16 protein-coding genes are annotated in these 15265 nt (G+C 72.7%); 10 read left to right on the top strand and 6 right to left on the bottom strand.

The window, feature by feature from the left end:
• Positions 1-147 precede the first annotated feature (147 nt).
• From D8Y23_RS06540 to D8Y23_RS06530, 3 genes are all read left to right on the top strand, one after another.
• Positions 148-1485 carry a multidrug effflux MFS transporter gene (locus tag D8Y23_RS06540; RefSeq protein ID WP_128217357.1) on the top strand — a complete coding sequence of 446 codons (1338 nt, stop codon included), beginning with the start codon at positions 148-150 and terminating at the stop codon, positions 1483-1485.
• Positions 1486-1561: 76 nt separating this feature from the next.
• Positions 1562-2266, top strand: coding sequence for a phosphatase PAP2 family protein (locus D8Y23_RS06535; RefSeq protein ID WP_128217356.1), 705 nt, complete (start codon positions 1562-1564; stop codon positions 2264-2266).
• Between the two features lie 9 nt (positions 2267-2275).
• Positions 2276-4117, top strand: a complete 1842-nt coding sequence (locus tag D8Y23_RS06530) for a helicase HerA-like domain-containing protein (RefSeq protein ID WP_128217355.1) — start codon at positions 2276-2278, stop codon at positions 4115-4117.
• Positions 4118-4123: 6 nt separating this feature from the next.
• Here the strand turns inward: D8Y23_RS06530 and D8Y23_RS06525 are convergent, their stop codons facing one another.
• On the bottom strand, positions 4124-5605 hold the full coding sequence (locus tag D8Y23_RS06525) for an MFS transporter (RefSeq protein WP_128217354.1): 1482 nt from the start codon (positions 5603-5605) through the stop codon (positions 4124-4126).
• A gap of 245 nt (positions 5606-5850) precedes the next feature.
• On the opposite strand from D8Y23_RS06525, the gene D8Y23_RS06520 reads away from it, so the two are divergent.
• From D8Y23_RS06520 to D8Y23_RS06510, 3 genes are read left to right on the top strand one after another with little or no spacing between them, the layout of a single operon-like run.
• Positions 5851-7473 (top strand): SDR family oxidoreductase, encoded by a 1623-nt coding sequence (locus D8Y23_RS06520; RefSeq protein WP_128217353.1) that lies wholly within the window; start codon positions 5851-5853, stop codon positions 7471-7473.
• 9 nt (positions 7474-7482) lie between these two features.
• On the top strand, positions 7483-7965 hold the full coding sequence (locus D8Y23_RS06515; protein ID WP_128217352.1) for a MogA/MoaB family molybdenum cofactor biosynthesis protein: 483 nt from the start codon (positions 7483-7485) through the stop codon (positions 7963-7965).
• Positions 7962-8390 carry a molybdenum cofactor biosynthesis protein MoaE gene (locus D8Y23_RS06510; RefSeq protein ID WP_128217351.1) on the top strand — a complete coding sequence of 143 codons (429 nt, stop codon included), beginning with the start codon at positions 7962-7964 and terminating at the stop codon, positions 8388-8390. Before D8Y23_RS06515 ends, D8Y23_RS06510 begins: the two co-directional genes overlap by 4 nt.
• 3 nt (positions 8391-8393) lie before the next feature.
• Here the strand turns inward: D8Y23_RS06510 and D8Y23_RS06505 are convergent, their stop codons facing one another.
• Genes D8Y23_RS06505 through moaA form a run of 5 tightly spaced genes read right to left on the bottom strand, consistent with a single transcriptional unit; the run spans position 8394 to position 12144 of the window.
• The gene (locus D8Y23_RS06505; RefSeq protein WP_128217350.1) at positions 8394-8630 is read right to left on the bottom strand and encodes a MoaD/ThiS family protein; all 237 of its coding nucleotides are present in this window, start codon (positions 8628-8630) and stop codon (positions 8394-8396) included.
• Positions 8627-9106, bottom strand: coding sequence for a cyclic pyranopterin monophosphate synthase MoaC (gene moaC, locus D8Y23_RS06500; RefSeq protein ID WP_128217349.1), 480 nt, complete (start codon positions 9104-9106; stop codon positions 8627-8629). The genes D8Y23_RS06505 and moaC overlap by 4 nt, the downstream gene beginning before the upstream one ends.
• A complete protein-coding gene (locus D8Y23_RS06495) occupies positions 9103-10326 on the bottom strand; it encodes a molybdopterin molybdotransferase MoeA (RefSeq protein ID WP_128217348.1) in 1224 nt (407 codons plus the stop codon). Before D8Y23_RS06495 ends, moaC begins: the two co-directional genes overlap by 4 nt.
• Positions 10319-11092 carry a HesA/MoeB/ThiF family protein gene (locus D8Y23_RS06490; protein ID WP_128217347.1) on the bottom strand — a complete coding sequence of 258 codons (774 nt, stop codon included), beginning with the start codon at positions 11090-11092 and terminating at the stop codon, positions 10319-10321. Before D8Y23_RS06490 ends, D8Y23_RS06495 begins: the two co-directional genes overlap by 8 nt.
• Complete coding sequence (moaA, locus tag D8Y23_RS06485; protein WP_128217346.1) at positions 11089-12144, bottom strand: GTP 3',8-cyclase MoaA; 1056 nt, start codon at positions 12142-12144, stop codon at positions 11089-11091. The genes D8Y23_RS06490 and moaA overlap by 4 nt, the downstream gene beginning before the upstream one ends.
• 70 nt (positions 12145-12214) lie before the next feature.
• On the opposite strand from moaA, the gene D8Y23_RS06480 reads away from it, so the two are divergent.
• From D8Y23_RS06480 to D8Y23_RS06465, 4 genes are all read left to right on the top strand, one after another.
• A complete protein-coding gene (locus tag D8Y23_RS06480; protein ID WP_128217345.1) occupies positions 12215-12616 on the top strand; it encodes a TOBE domain-containing protein in 402 nt (133 codons plus the stop codon).
• A gap of 69 nt (positions 12617-12685) precedes the next feature.
• Entirely contained in the window at positions 12686-13438 is a 753-nt protein-coding gene (modA, locus tag D8Y23_RS06475) for a molybdate ABC transporter substrate-binding protein (protein WP_128217344.1), read from the top strand.
• Positions 13435-14217 (top strand): molybdate ABC transporter permease subunit, encoded by a 783-nt coding sequence (gene modB, locus D8Y23_RS06470; protein WP_128217343.1) that lies wholly within the window; start codon positions 13435-13437, stop codon positions 14215-14217. The genes modA and modB overlap by 4 nt, the downstream gene beginning before the upstream one ends.
• The gene (locus D8Y23_RS06465; protein WP_128217342.1) at positions 14214-15260 is read left to right on the top strand and encodes an ABC transporter ATP-binding protein; all 1047 of its coding nucleotides are present in this window, start codon (positions 14214-14216) and stop codon (positions 15258-15260) included. The genes modB and D8Y23_RS06465 overlap by 4 nt, the downstream gene beginning before the upstream one ends.
• Positions 15261-15265 lie beyond the last annotated feature (5 nt).

Genomic DNA, 15265 nt, shown 5'->3' with positions numbered 1-15265 from the left:
GGAGGAACCCGCGAGGGGGATGGTGGGCACCCGTGGCCGCGCGCTAGTATGACGATGTCGAATCGATTCGAGGTTCGACGAACCCCCCGAATTCACAGCCCGGCCCGTCCGGGCCGTCCGTGTTGCGAGAAGAACTAACTGACTGACGTGCTCGATACCGCCTCCCAGCCCGTGATCCCCCCGACCGCCCGCGCCGAGTCCTCGACGACCGGTGCCATCCGCGCGCTCGGCAGCAATCCGGCGACGGCCCCGATCGTGCTGCACCCCGGTGACAGCATCCCCGCGCGGCGACGCATCCTCTACATCGTGCTGCTCGGCGCGCTCACGGCGCTCGGTCCGTTCACCATCGACCTGTACCTGCCGGCGTTCCCGGTTCTCGAGGCGGATTTCCAGACCTCGGCCGCCGCGATCCAGCTGACCCTGACCGGCACCATGATCGGATTCGCCGTCGGGCAGCTCATCGTCGGGCCGCTCAGCGACAAGGTCGGCCGTCGTATCCCCCTGCTGTCGGTCACGGCCCTGCACGTCGCCGCGAGCGTGTTCGCCGCGCTCGCGCCGACGCTCGGGACGCTGTCGATCGCGCGCGTCCTCATGGGCGCCGGCGCGGCGGCCGGCGGTGTGGTCGCGGCCGCGATCGTGCGCGACCTGTTCGGCGGTCGACGGCTGGTCGTGATGCTGTCGCGGCTCGCCCTCGTCTCGGGCGTCGCGCCCGTCCTCGCGCCGCTGGCGGGGTCTCTCCTTCTCTCGGTGATGCCCTGGCGCGGTATCTTCTGGGTGCTCGCGGCGTACGGTGCGGTCATGCTCGTCTCGGCGATCGTGTTCATCCCCGAGACGCTGCCTGCGGCCCGCCGCGGGGCCAAGGGCACCACGACCGTCTGGCAGCGCTACGCGAGCGTGTTCCGCGACCGCGTGTTCATCGGAGTGCTCGTCATCGGCGCGATGACCTTCAGCGGGCTGTTCTCCTACCTGTCGGCGTCGTCGTTCCTCTTCCAGCAGAGCTACGGCTTCGACGCGCAGCAGTACGGTCTGCTGTTCGCCGCGAACTCGGTCGGTCTCGTGATCGGCGTTCAGGTCGCCTCGCGACTGGCCGCCCGCTTCGGCCCGCAGTGGGTGCTCGCGTTCTCGACGGCTTCGCTCGTGCTGTGGGCGATCGTGATCGTCGTCTTCGACCAGCTGGGTCTCGGACTCTGGGGCACCGTCATCCCGCTGTTCTTCTTCATGACCTCGTGCGGGTTCACGTTCCCCTGCGCGCAGGTGCTCGCCCTCGACCGGCACGGTAAGGCCGCCGGCACCGCGCAGTCGATCATCGGGGCGGCGAACTTCGGCATCGCCGGGGTCATCTCGCCCGTCGTGGGTCTTCTGGCCGTGGGATCGGGCATCACCGCGACGACGATGGCATCCGTCATGGTGGGCTGCGCCGTCATCGGTGTGCTGGCACTGTGGCTGCTGGTGCGCCCGCGCACCGTCGAGCGTCTGGCTCCGTGACGGCGGAACAGTAGCAGAGGCGGCGCAGCCGACTCGGGCGCTCCCCGTCGCCCCGGTGGGCAGGCATCATGGGTCGATGGACCTGGATGCCGCACCCCCGCCGTTCGTCACGGTGCGCTCGGAGCGCGTGCGGGCGGTCGCGGGCCTCGTCATGATCGCCCTGGCCTGCGGACTCGGTGCTTGGGTGTACTTCCGGGGCCCGAGCCCGTTCGCGATCGACGTGTGGTGGAACCAGCTGTTCGCGTCCGCCCCCGTGCAGCCGGTGCTCACTTTCGCGTACGTCATGAACGAGATCGGCGGGTACGTCACCGCGATCCTCATCGTGCCGCTCGGCGGGGCGCTCGCCCTGTTCCTCTCCGGGCGCCGGTGGACGGCGCTGTATTTCCTCGCCGCGTCCGCGGGGAGCGCCGTGCTCGTGCAGGTTCTGAAACAGACCTTCGGTCGCGCGCGACCCGAGGACATCCTCGTGCTGGCCGATTTCGGGTCCTTCCCGTCGGGCCATACCGCGAACGCGGCGACCGTCGCGGTCGTCGCCGCCATCGTCTTCCCCACGGTGTGGGTGCGCATCGCCGGGGCCGCGTGGGTCGTTCTGATGGCCTTCAGCCGTACGTACCTGCACGCCCATTGGCTCTCGGACACCGTCGGGGGCGCCCTCGTGGGGGCGGGGGCGGCATTCGTCCTGGCTGTGGCCTTCTCGCGGCTCCGCGCGCGGGACGACGACCGCGCGACGCTCCGGCGGAGTCGACGAGTCCCGGACGCCTCCTCCTCCGCCCCGTCCTAGGCTGACGACATGAGCGACACCGCGCCGTCCGTTCCCGGTCCCGCCGACGACCCGGAGGTCGTGCGTCTGCGCGCGGAGGCGGAGGCCGCGGAGGCCGAGCTGCGTCTCGCCCGGGCACGCGCCGACCTCGCGGCCGCCGAAGCGGCGGCAGCGAAGGCTCGCGCCGCGGCGGGCGACGTCGCGGCACCGACGGCGGCTCCCGAACCCTCTCCCGCGGCCACCGCCCCGCTCTCCGACGCGCAGGTCGCGGCGATCGCCGCGGGCTACGCCGGTGCGGGCGCGGCGCTCGACCTGGGCGTCCTCGTCAACGGCGGGCCCGTGGCATCCGTCCCCGTCCGCATTCCGCTCGCGATGACCAACCGACACGGACTCGTCGCCGGTGCGACGGGCACCGGGAAGACCCGCACGCTGCAGCTGCTCGCCGAGCAGTTGTCGGCCCACGGGGTGGCGGTGTTCGCGGCCGACATAAAGGGCGACCTCTCGGGTATCGCCGCGCCCGGCGTCTCGAGCGAGAAGCTGCTCGCCCGCACGAGCGCGCTCGGGCAGGACTGGACGCCGCGCGCGTACCCTACGGAGTTCTACGCCCTCGGCGACGACGCGGCGTCCGGGATCCCGGTGCGGGCGACGGTGTCGGGGTTCGGTCCGCTGCTGCTCAGCCGCGTCCTGGGTCTGAATGCGACGCAGGAGTCAAGCCTGGGCCTGGTGTTCCACTACGCCGACGAGAGGGGGCTCGCGCTCGTCGATCTCTCCGACCTCCGCGCCGTGCTCACCTTCCTGACCGGCGACGAGGGCAAGAGCGAGCTCAAGGAGCTCGGGGGCCTCTCCGGCGCGACCGCCGGTGTCATCCTGCGTGAACTCGTCGCATTCTCGGCCGCCGGCGCCGACACGTTCTTCGGCGAGCCCGAACTCGACGTGACCGCGTTCCTGCGTACGACCGCCGACGGCGAGGGCGTCGTGAGCCTCCTCGAGGTGCCGAACGTCGCCTCGCGGCCCGAGCTGTACTCGACATTCCTGATGTACCTGCTGGCCGAGCTGTACGAGGTGCTGCCCGAGGTCGGCGACCTCGACAAGCCCAAGCTCGTGTTCTTCTTCGACGAGGCCCACCTGCTCTTCCGCGACGCGTCCAAGGCCTTCCTCGCCGCGATCACGCAGACGGTGCGCCTGATTCGGTCCAAGGGCGTCGGCGTCTTCTTCGTGACCCAGACGCCGAAGGACGTCCCCGCCGACGTGCTCGCGCAGGTCGGGTCCCGCGTGCAGCACGCCCTCCGCGCGTTCACCCCCGACGACGCGACGGCGCTGCGGGCATCGGTGCGCACGTATCCCGCGTCGGGGTACGACCTCGAGCGCGTCCTGCAGGAGCTGGGGACGGGGGAGGCGATCGTGACCGTCATGGACGAGCGCGGGATGCCCACCCCGGTCGCCTGGACGCGGTTGTTCGCGCCGCGGGCGTCGATGTCGCCGCTCCCCGCCGCCGACCTGGCCGCCGCCGTCTCGGCATCCCCGCTCTTCGCGACGTACGGCACCCCGATCGACCGCGAATCGGCCCGGGAGATCCTGGCGACGCGCATGCAGGCCGCGACCGAGGCGAAGGAAGCGGCCGAGCGCGCGAAGCAGGCGGCGGCGGACGAAGCCGAGTACGCCAAGCAGAAAGCGGCGATCGACAAGGCGCACGCCGAGGCGCAGAAGAAGGCCCAGCGCGAGTACGAGCGACTGCTCAAGGGCACCGCCGCTCCGCGCTCGCGCTCGAGCGCCCCGGCGGCGCCGCTCGACGATCTGCTCGGTCGCGGTTCGACCAAGACGATCCTGAATGGCGTCATCCGGGGCCTGTTCGGTACCGGGCGCCGGCGCTGAGCGCGCTCAGCTCCGGCGGATCTCCAGCGGCATCGTCGACGTGTCGATGAGGGGGTCTTCGTCTTGGCGTGCGACGACCGCCTCGGCCTCGGCGGGGGTCTCCACGGCGGGAACCGAGCCGAGCAGCGGTCGGCGTGCGGTCTCGCGCATCGACAGCAGGGCGACGAGCCCGAGGGCGGCGAAGAACATGATGTAGAACGCCGGCATGAGCGTGTTTCCGGTCCACTCGATGAGCGCCTGGCTGAACAGCGGGGTCGTCCCGCCGAAGAGCGACACCGCGATGTTGTACGCCACCGCCATCGCCCCGAAGCGAGAGGCGGTCGGGAAGAGCGCCGGCAGAGCGGATGCCGAGATCGCGACGTAGAACGCCACCGGCACCGCCGCGAGGAACAGGGCGATGATGACCGCCCACAGCTCGCCGATCTGCATGATGAGGAAGGCGGGGATCAGCAGCACCAGCGCGGAGGTCGCCGCGATCGCGTACACGGGCTTCCGGCCGATCCGGTCGCTGAGCCTTCCGATGAAGGGGAGCGTCGCCGACATCACCAGCAGCACCGGCACGGTCGCCACGGCGGCGCCGAGGTTCGAGATGCCGACCTCGGTCTCGAGGTAGGTGGGCATGTAGCTGGTGAGGGCGTACCCGGCGGTGTTGGTCGCCGCGACCAGCGCGATGCCGATCAGCAGCGCGCGCCAGTGGTGACGGACGATACCGGCAAGGCCCTGGCGCGCCATCGGGTCGTCGGCGCCGGCCTCCTGCGCGGCCTCGGCGGCATGGGTCTGCTCGAACGACGGGGTCTCGGGGATGCGGAGGCGGAAGTAGATCGCGACGATGCCCAGGGGGATGGCGAGGAGGAACGGGATACGCCACCCGTACTCGACCATCGCGTTCTCGCCCGAGACCGCGGTGGTGATCGCGGTCGTGATCGCCACGACCGAGGCCCCGGCGGCGAAGCCGACGTACGAGCCGACGTCGAGCCACGACGACCAGAAGCCGCGGCTGCGGTCCGGGGAGAATTCCGACACGTAGGTCGTCGCTCCGGCGTACTCGCCACCGGTGGAGAAGCCCTGCACCATCTTCAGCAGGTACAGGGGCACGATCGCCCACAGCCCGATCGCCGCGGAGGTGGGCAGCATGCCGATGAGGGCCGTGGCGGCGGCCATCATGGCCATCGTGAGGAACAGCACCTTCTGACGCCCGATGCGGTCGCCGAGAGGGCCGAGGACGAAACCGCCGAAGGGGCGGACGAGGAACGAGATCGCGAACCCCAGGAGGGTCACGAGCAGACCCCAGGGCTCGGGCAGGTCGGAGGTGAAGACGACGGCGAGCGTGACGGCCAAGTAGCCGTAGATGCCGAAGTCGAACCACTCCATGAAGTTGCCGACGACGGTTCCGCCGATGGCGGTGCGGACGCGCTTCTTGTCGACGACGATGACGTCGCCGACTTCGAGTCGAGGGCCGTCGGACGCGGGGGGCGGATTCTGGCTCATATATCTACGCCTACCGCCATCCCCGTGCGTTTTCCAGTCCGCAGGCTGCGCCCTCGGGGTGTGGTACCCCGTCCTGGCCTCAGGAGAACGACAGGACGTTGTCACCCCACGCGCGGCGCAGGTCGCCGTCGAGGTCGTGGGTGACGACGTCGTGGCGCACGATCACGAGCGTCGCGCGGGCATCCTGGCCGTCGATCTCACGTCAAGCCCCCCGGGATGTCGGGGCTCGGGCGTACCTTTTCGGCATGAGCGAGCTGTCCGCCCCCACCGGCCGTGAATCCGCGCTCGTCGCCGAGCCCCGTCCCGACGGGTCGGCGCCGCGCGCCCTCGTCCTCGGCGCCACCGGGTATCTCGGGGGGCGTCTCGTGCCTCGGCTGCTGTCGGCCGGCTACCGGGTGCGCGTCCTCGCGCGCGACGCGCGCCGCGTCGAAGCCTTCCCCTGGGGTCGCGACGTCGCGACGGTCGAGGGCGACGCGACCGACGTCGCCGCCATGTCCCGCGCCGTCGACGGGGTCGACGTCGTCTACTACCTCATCCACTCGATGGGCGGTGGCCGGAACTTCGAGGACACCGATCGGCGCGCCGCACGCACGGTCGCCGACGCGGCGGCCGCGGCATCCGTTTCCCGCATCGTGTACCTCGGCGGGCTCCACCCCGACGACGCCCCGCTGTCGGCGCACCTGCGCTCCCGGGTCGAAGTCGGCGAGATCCTGCTCGCCAGCGGCGTGCCGACTCTCGTGCTGCAGGCCGGTGTGGTGATCGGTTCGGGGTCGGCGTCGTTCGAGATGGTGCGCCACCTCACCGACGTGCTGCCGTACATGCCCGCGCCGAAGTGGGTGCGCAACCACATCCAGCCGATCGCCGTGCGCGACGTGCTGCACTACCTCCTGGGGGCGGCCCGTGTGGCCCCCAACGTCAACCGTGCCGTCGACATCGGCGGACCCGACGTGCTGCGGTACGGGCAGATGATGAACGGGTACGCCCTCGAGGCGGGGCTCCACCAGCGCGCGATCGCGTCGCTGCCCGTACTGACGCCGCGGCTCGCGTCGCACTGGGTGAACCTGGTGACGCCGATCCCCAAGTCGATCGCCCGGCCGCTCGTGGAGTCGCTGCAGAACGACTGCGTCGTGAAGGACCGCGCCATCGACGACCTCGTGCCGCGTCCCGAGGGCGGGCTGATGCCCTACCGCGAGGCCGTCCGGCGGGCCCTCGGGCGCGTGAACGACGACGCGATCGAGACGAGCTGGCAGGATGCCGAGGTGTCCGGCGCCCCGAGCGACCCGCTGCCGAGCGACCCCGACTGGGCCGGCCGCCTGGTGTACACCGACGAGCGGACCATGCGCACGAGCGCCAGCACCGCGCAGCTGTGGTCCGTCATCGAGGGGATCGGCGGCGAGAACGGGTGGTACTCGTCACCGTTGCTGTGGGCGATCCGCGGATGGATGGATCGCCTCGTCGGTGGCGTCGGCCTCGCCCGCGGCCGCCGGAGCCGCAGCGTCGTGACCGTCGGCGACGCGCTGGACTTCTGGCGCGTCGAGGCGATCGAACCCGGACACCTGCTGCGCCTGCGCGCCGAGATGAAGGTACCCGGCGGCGCGTGGCTGGAGCTGCGCGCGAGCACGGAGGGCGACGGGGCGCGGTTCGACCAGCGGGCGCTGTTCTTCCCGACCGGTCTCGCGGGTCGTCTCTACTGGCTCGCGGTCCTGCCGTTCCACGGGCTGATCTTCAGCGGCATGGCCCGGCGCATCACCGCCGCCGCTGAATCCGTGCAGCGCGAAGACTTGGAGCCGAAGGCGGAAGCCGGACGCATTGCGCCCGAGGTTCCCGAGGTCGAGACCATTCCGACCACGTCCGACGCGCGCGCCTAGGCTGGAACGGTGCCGCACACCGCCCGCGTGATCACCGTGTCCGACCGCTCCGCCGCAGGGCTGCGCGAAGACCGCGGCGGCCCGCTCGCGGTCTCGCTCCTACGAGAGGCCGGTTTCGACTGCGGTGACCCCGCCGTCGTGCCCGACGGCGCGGACAGCGTCGAGGCCGCTCTCCGCGCGGCGATCGCCACGGGCGCGGGACTCGTCGTCACCACCGGCGGGACCGGTATCTCACCCACCGACCGCACCCCCGAGGGCACCGCGCGCGTGCTCGACCGGCAACTCCCCGGCATCGCCGAAGAACTCCGCCGCCGCGGCCTCGCCGACACGCCTCTGGCGGTGATCTCGCGCGGCCTCGCGGGCATCGCCGACCCCTCGACCCTCGTCGTCAATCTCCCGGGGTCCACGCGGGCCGTGGCATCCGGGATCGCCGTCCTCGCCGAGCTCGCCCCCCACGTACTCGACCAGCTCGCCGGAGGAGACCACTCATGACCGCCGTCCGCATCGCCCGCCTGTCCGAGGAGCCGCTCGACCTCGACGCGCACCTGCGCGCCGTGGAGGACGACGCCTCGGGAGCCGTCACGACGTTCGTCGGACGCGTCCGCAACACCGACCCGGATGCCGGCGACGCCGTCGTCGCTCTGGAGTACAGCGCGCACCCCGACGCGCCCGCCGCTCTCCACCGCATCGCCGAGCGGGCCGCCGCGGGCACCGACGCCATCGTGGCCGTGAGCCACCGCGTCGGGCGGCTGGGCGTGGGGGAGGCCGCCGTCGTCATCGCCGTGGCTTCGGGTCACCGCGCCGCGGCGTTCGAGGTGTGCCGCACGGTCATCGAGACGATCAAGACCGATCTCCCCGTGTGGAAGCGCCAGGTCGAGGCCGACGGCACGACGGCGTGGAAGGGCTTGGGCGGCTAGCGCTCAGCCGCCCGCGAACGGCGGAAGCACGTCGACGTGCGTGACGCCGGCGAGGGGGGCGTCGTCGTCGCGACGCTCGCCGTCGACGAGCACCGCGCAGCGGTCCAGGATGCCGGCGAGCGCGGGGTGGTCGGCGAGGACCGCCGCGCGCAGCGCCGCGAGGGAGGACTCGGCGCGATCCTCGGCATCCGTCCCTGCGGCCTCCGCCGCGGCGGCGAAGTAGCGCACCCGCACGCTCACGCGGGCTCCCCGGGACGGTGCCAGTCGCCGGACTTGCCGCCCGTCTTCGACACGATTCGCACGTTCTCGATGCTGGTTCCCTTGTCGAGACCCTTCACCATGTCGACGATCGCGAGGGCGGCGACCGAGACGCTCGTCAGCGCCTCCATCTCGACGCCAGTGCGGTCGGCGGTGCCGACGGTGGCCTCGATCTCGACGCCGTCGTCGACGATCTCGAGGTCGACCGAGGCGCGGTGCACCCCGATCACGTGCGCGAGCGGGAGGAGCATCGGCGTCGACTTGGCGGCCTGGATGCCGGAGATCCGCGCCACCGCCAGCACGTCGCCCTTCGGCGCGGTGCTACTGCGGAGCGCGGCGACGACCTCGGGGCTGCAGCGCACGAAACCGCGCGCCGTCGCGGTGCGGACGGTGGGCTGCTTCGCGGTGACGTCGACCATGCGGGCGTGGCCCGCGGCATCCAGGTGGGTGAAGGTCATGGAATCAGCATGACATCGACGGGATCGCCCTCGGCGACGGCGGACACTTCGGCGGGGACGATCGCGAAGGCCTCGGCCCGCGCCAGGGAAGCGGCGAGGTGCGAGCCGGAGCCCCCCGCTGTGGCCGGGCGGACGGTTCCCGTGACGAGGTCGACCACCGCCGGGAGGTACTGCCGGCGGCCGGGCGGCGTGCGCCAGGCCTCGGACGCCGTGAGCCGGGCGACGCGTCGGTCGATGACGCCGCGTCCCTGCATTGCGAGGAGCGTGGGGCGGACGAACACCTCGGACGACACCGCGACGCTCACGGGGTTGCCGGGGAGTCCGAACACGAGCCGACCGTCGTCGAGCGCGCCGAACGCCTGCGGCTTGCCGGGCTGCATCGCGACCTTCACGAAGGCGATGCGGTCGGAGAGCGCCTGGCGCACCGGTTCATACGCGCCGGCGCTCACGCCGCCCGTGAAGACGACGACGTCGGCCTCGGCCGCGCGCGTCAGGACCGCGTCGATCTCGCCGGCGTCGTCGGAGGCGTGCGCGACGAGCACGACCTCGGCGTCGGCATCGGCGACGAGGGATGCCAGGAGCGTGGCGTTCGAGTCGGGCGTCTGACCGCGGCCCGGCGCGGCACCCGGCGGCACGAGCTCGCTCCCCGTCGACACCACGGCGACGCGGGGACGGCGACGGACCTCGACCCGATCGACACCGGCCGCGGCGGCGGCCGCGAGCGCGTACGGCCCGAGCCGCTCGCCCGCGCTCAGCACGATGTCGCCGGCGCGGACGTCCCCGCCGCGGCGTCGGATGAACGCCCCCGCGGCGGTGGGCGCGCGGAGCACCTCGATCGTGCCGAGGGAGTCGGCCAGCCCACCCGCGGTGGCTTCGAACGGGACGATCGCGTCGGCGGCGGTCGGTACGGGGGCTCCCGTCATGATCCGCACGGCCTCGCCCGGGCCAATGCCCGGGTCGTGGTCCGACCCCGCGGGTAGATCATCGATGACCCGCAGCGACACCGGGTTCTCGGCATCCGCGCCCTCGACGTCCGCGAAGCGCACGGCGAACCCGTCCATGGAGGAGTTGTCGTCGCCGGGCAGGTCGTGCCGGGCGCGCACGTCGCCCGCGAGGGTGCGGCCGGCGGCGTCCGCGAGCCGCACGGTTTCGACGGGGAGGGGGCGGACGGCGGCGAGGATGCGGGCACGGTGCTCTTCGACGGTCAGCAGCTCAGACACGCGGGGTCCTTCCGGCAAGGGGGATGACGTCCTGGCGGGCGCGCAGCGCGTCGATGACGACGAGGCGGCCGAGGAGCGGCTCGCCGGCGCCGGTGACGAGCTTGACCGCCTCGGTGGCGAGCAGTCCGCCCACCTGGACGCACAGCGCGCCGAGCACGCCCACCTGCGCGCACGTCGGCGGCTCGCCGACGGAGTCGGGCGGGAAGACATCGCCGAGCGTCACGGGGGCGTGCCCCTCGGGCGGCCGTGACCAGAACACGGTGGCCTGCGCCGACCACTCCTGCACGGCGCCCCACACCAGTGGCATCCCGAGCTCGTCGGTCGCGGAAGCCACGGCGCTGCGGGTGTCGAACGTGTCGCTGCCGTCGATGACGACGTGCGCGTCGCCGAGGAGCGCGCGGGCGTTGTCGGGCGTGAGGCGGACAGTTTCCTCGCGAACGCGCGTGAGCGGGGAGAGGTCGCGGATCGCCCGGGCGGCGGACTGCGTCTTCGGTTGGCCGATGTCCTCCACCCGGTGCATCAGCTGGCGCTGCAGGTTGGTGCGCTCGACCACGTCGTCGTCGATCACGACCAGTTCGCCGACGCCCGCGGCGGCGAGGGCGAGCAGCACGGGGGACCCCAGGCCCCCCGCACCCACCACCGCGATCCGGGCCGCGGCGAGACGCCGCTGTCCTTCTTCGCCGATCCCGGCGAGGACGGCGTGGCGGGCCGTGCGGATGAGTTCTTCGGGGGCGAGGGATGCCACCGGCTCGACGAGCGGCCTCATCCGCCGATCGCGCTCATCGTGCGCTCCGGCTGGACGAAGTCGGCACGCGCCAGGCCGACGCGGTCGGAGCCGTGCGCGCGGGGCTTCTGCCACATGGCATCCCGCCAGATCTGGGCGAGGTCGGCGTCACTCGCGCCGTCGCGGAGAGCCGTCAGCAGGTCGGTCTCCTCGTGCGAGAACAGGCACGAACGGATGCGGCCGTCGGCGGTGACCCGCGTGCGTGTGCAGGCGGCGCAGAAGGGCTCGGTCACCGAGGAGATGATGCCGACGTGCCCGGCCAGGGTACGGTCGCCGCGGCGCCGCACCTCCCAGCGTTCGGCCGGTGCGGCCCCTCGGCCCCGCGGGTCGGGGGCGAGGTCGAACGCTTCCTCGAGCGCCGCGCGGATCTCGCGTGCGGCGATCACCTGCGTCTCTGTCCACGACCGATCGCCGTCGAGGGGCATGTCCTCGATGAAGCGCATCTCGTACCCGTGGGTGACGGCCCAGTCCACGAGCGGGACGACCTCGGTGTCGTTGATCCCGCGCAGCAGGACCGCGTTGATCTTGATCGGACCGAGGCCGGCGGCCTGGGCGGCGTCGAGTCCCGCGAGGACCTTGTCGAGGTGCGGGCGGCGGGTCAGCTCGGCAAAGGTCTCGGGGTGCAGCGTGTCGAGGGAGGCGTTGAGGCGCGTGAGCCCCGCGTCCTTGAGCGCCTGTGCGCGGCGGTCGAGGCCGACGGCGTTCGTGGTCATCGCGATCGGCAGGTCGGGGTGGTCGAAGCGGATGCGGGCGATGATGTCCTCGAGGTCTTTGCGCACGAGCGGCTCGCCGCCGGTCAATCGCAGTTCCTCCGCGCCGAGGGCGCGCACGGCGACCCGCACGATGCGGGCGATCTCCTCGCCCGTCATCAGCTGCTGCTGCGGCATCCAAGGCAGTCCCTCGGCCGGCATGCAGTACGTGCAGCGCAGGTTGCACTTGTCGATCACCGACACGCGCAGGTCGCGGGCGACGCGGCCGAACCGGTCGAGCAGACCGCCGTCGCGGGGTGCTCCGGTCTCGCGCACGGCATCCATGGGTCGAGCCTAGGCGAGCAGCGACGGTCCGGGGTCGCCGCATCGACCGCCGCGGCGATACGGTCATGACATGCCGCACACGTTCCGCATCGCGCAGGCCGCGCGACTGCTCGGAGTCAGCGACGACACGGTCCGCCGGTGGATCGATCAGGGTCTGCTGCCGACCACGGGCACCACGCCCGCGGAGATCCCCGGCGAGGCGCTCGCGGCCCGCGCCGTCGCCCTCGCGGATGAGCCCGACGACCCCACCGGGGCCTCCTCGAGCGCGCGCAACCGCTTCGTGGGGATCGTCACCCGCGTGCGCATCGACGGGGTCATGGCCCAGGTCGACCTTCAGTGCGGTCCGCACCGCGTGGTGTCGCTGATGTCCGCCGAGGCCGCCGAAGAACTCGGGCTCGAGCCGGGCGCCCTCGCCGTGGCATCCGTCAAGGCCACCGTCGTCACCGTCGAGACCCCGCGCGAGCGGATCTGACCACCCGTCTCTTCCTCGAATACGGAAGAATGGAGCCCGCGGGCTCCGAGCGCGCGGAAAGGATGCCCCGTGCGCCGTCCCCGTCTTATCCTCGCCCTCGCCGCCGCCCTGACGCTCGCCGGGTGCGCCGCTCCCTCCGCACCCACCGGATCCGCCGGCGCGGTGTCGGGGACCGTCGAGGTGTATGCGGCCGCTTCACTGCAACGGGCGTTCGACGAGATCGCCGTGTCGTTCGAGCAGGCCCATCCCGAGATCGACGTCGCGACCGTGTACGACGGCTCCCGCACCCTCGCCACGCAGATCCAACAGGGCGCCCCCGCCGACGTCTTCGCCTCGGCGGACGAGAAGAGCATGGCGGGGATCGGTGATCTCGCCCTCGACCCGCGGGTGTTCGCCGCCAATACGCTCGTGATCGCCGTGCCCGCGGGAAACCCGGGCGCTGTCGCGGGGCTGGCGGACCTCGCCCGTGTCCCGACGGTGCTGTGCGCGTCGGAGGTGCCCTGCGGCGCGGCCGCGGCGACGCTTCTGCAGAACGCGGGTGTGTCGGTGACCCCCGTCAGCGCGGAGCAGAACGTCACGGCCGTGCTCACGAAGGTCACCGCGGGCGACGCGCAGGCGGGTCTCGTCTACGCGACGGATCTCGCCGGGCGGGACGATGTCGACGGGGTGGTCCCCGACGGCGCCGACGCCGTCGTCAACCGGTACCCGATCACGGCGGTGCGCGATGCCGCCAACCCCGCAGCCGCGGCGGCGTTCATGGCATTCGTGCTGTCCGACGAGGGTCGGCGGATCCTCTCCGACGCCGGATTCCGGGCGCCGTGAACGCCCGAGGGTACATCCCGCGCTGGCTCGCCGTCCCGGCGGCGGCGGGCCTGCTGTTCCTCCTCGTGCCCCTCACGGCCCTCGTCGCCCGGGTGCAGTGGTCGACGCTGTGGAGTGACGTCACCTCGGAGGCCGCCCGTTCGGCTCTCGTGCTGTCGCTGGCGACCGGGGCGGCGGCGACGCTCGTCTGCGCGGGTGTCGGCATCCCCCTCGCTCTTCTCATCGCGCGGAGCTCGCCACGGGTTGCGGCGGTGCTGCGCGCCCTCGTGACCGTTCCCCTCGTGCTGCCGCCGATGGTGGGAGGCGTCGCGCTCCTGTACCTCTTCGGCCGGAACGGTTGGTTCGGCGGTCTCGGTCTGCCCTTCACCACGGTCGCCGTCGTGCTGGCGCAGGTGTTCGTGGCCCTGCCGTTCCTGGTGCTGGCCGTGGAGGGAGCGCTGCGCAGCACCGGCGTCGAGATCGAGCGGGCCGCGGCCTCGCTCGGCGCGTCCCGGGGGACGATCCTTCGCCGGGTGACCCTGCCACTGGCTGCGCCCGGCATCGTCGCGGGCGTCGTGCTGTGCTTCGCGCGGGCGATCGGGGAGTTCGGCGCCACCGCGCTCTTCGCCGGCAACCGGCCCGGCGTCACCCAGACCATGCCGTTGGCCATCTACACCGCCTTCAACGGCGGCGGTGTCGGCCAGGGCACTGCGGTCGCGCTGGCACTGATGCTGCTCGTGGCCGCGATCGCGGTGCTCCTGCTCGTCCGCGGCTGGCGGCCGTCGGTGGGTGCGGCATGAGCGCTCTGTCCGCGCACGTCATCGTGCGTCGGCGGGCGTTCGCGGTGGACGTCGCGTTCGATGTCGCACCGGGGGAGACCCTCGCGATCATGGGTCGCAGCGGCGCGGGCAAGTCGACGATCCTCGAGGCGCTCGCCGGTCTCCAGGCGCTCGACGGCGGCGAGATCTCGCTCGACGGGCGCGTGATCGACCGCGCGGAGCGTCCGCGCGTGCGGACCGATCCGATGCACCGCGGCATCGTGCTGCTCGGCCAGGATGCGCGGCTGTTCCCGCACCTGTCGGTGCGCGAGAACGTCGCGTTCGGCCCGCGGTCGGCGGGCGTCGCGGCCGCCGACGCCCGCTCCGACGCCGACCGGTGGCTCGCGCGCGTGGGGCTGCCGGGCGTCGGTGAGCGCCGACCCGCCGAGCTGTCGGGCGGCGAGCAGCAGCGGGTGGCGGTGGCGCGGGCGCTCGCCGCGAACCCGCGCGCCGTGCTGCTGGACGAACCCCTCGTCGCGCTCGACCCTGTGACCGCCGGGGAGATCCGCGCGATGCTCCGGGAGGCCCTCGACGGCGTCACAGCCGTGGCGGTCACGCACGACGCCGTGGACGCCGCGGCCCTCGCCGACCGACTGCTCATCGTCGAGGACGGGCGCGCCACCCAGCTCGGCCCCGTGCGCGAGGTGTTCGCGGCACCGGCCACCGATGTCGCCGCGCGTATCGCGGGTCTCGAGCGCGTCGTGGGCCGGGCCGCCGGGGGAGCCTGGGTGGGCGGTGACGCACGCCTCGAATCGACGGATGCCGAGTCCCGGGCGCTGGCGGGTGAGGACGGACGGGCGCTCGCCGCGGTGTTCCGGGCAGCTGACGCGCGAGTGGGCGCGGCGGACGGACACGCGTGGCCTGCGCGGGTGACCGGCGTGGAGCCGACCCCGACCGGCGTGCGGCTCGTCACGGATCTCGGCGCAGCCGAGATCGCCCCCCTCGCCGCGATCGACGTCGCGGTCGGGGACACCGTGATGCTGTCGGTTCCGCCGGATCGGGTGCGTTTCGTGCCGGCATCCTGACCGCT

This window comes from Microbacterium enclense, assembly GCF_004022425.1.
In the GTDB taxonomy this organism is placed as follows: Bacteria; Actinomycetota; Actinomycetes; order Actinomycetales; family Microbacteriaceae; genus Microbacterium; species Microbacterium enclense_A.
This window is presented reverse-complemented; position numbering and strand designations above follow the sequence as displayed.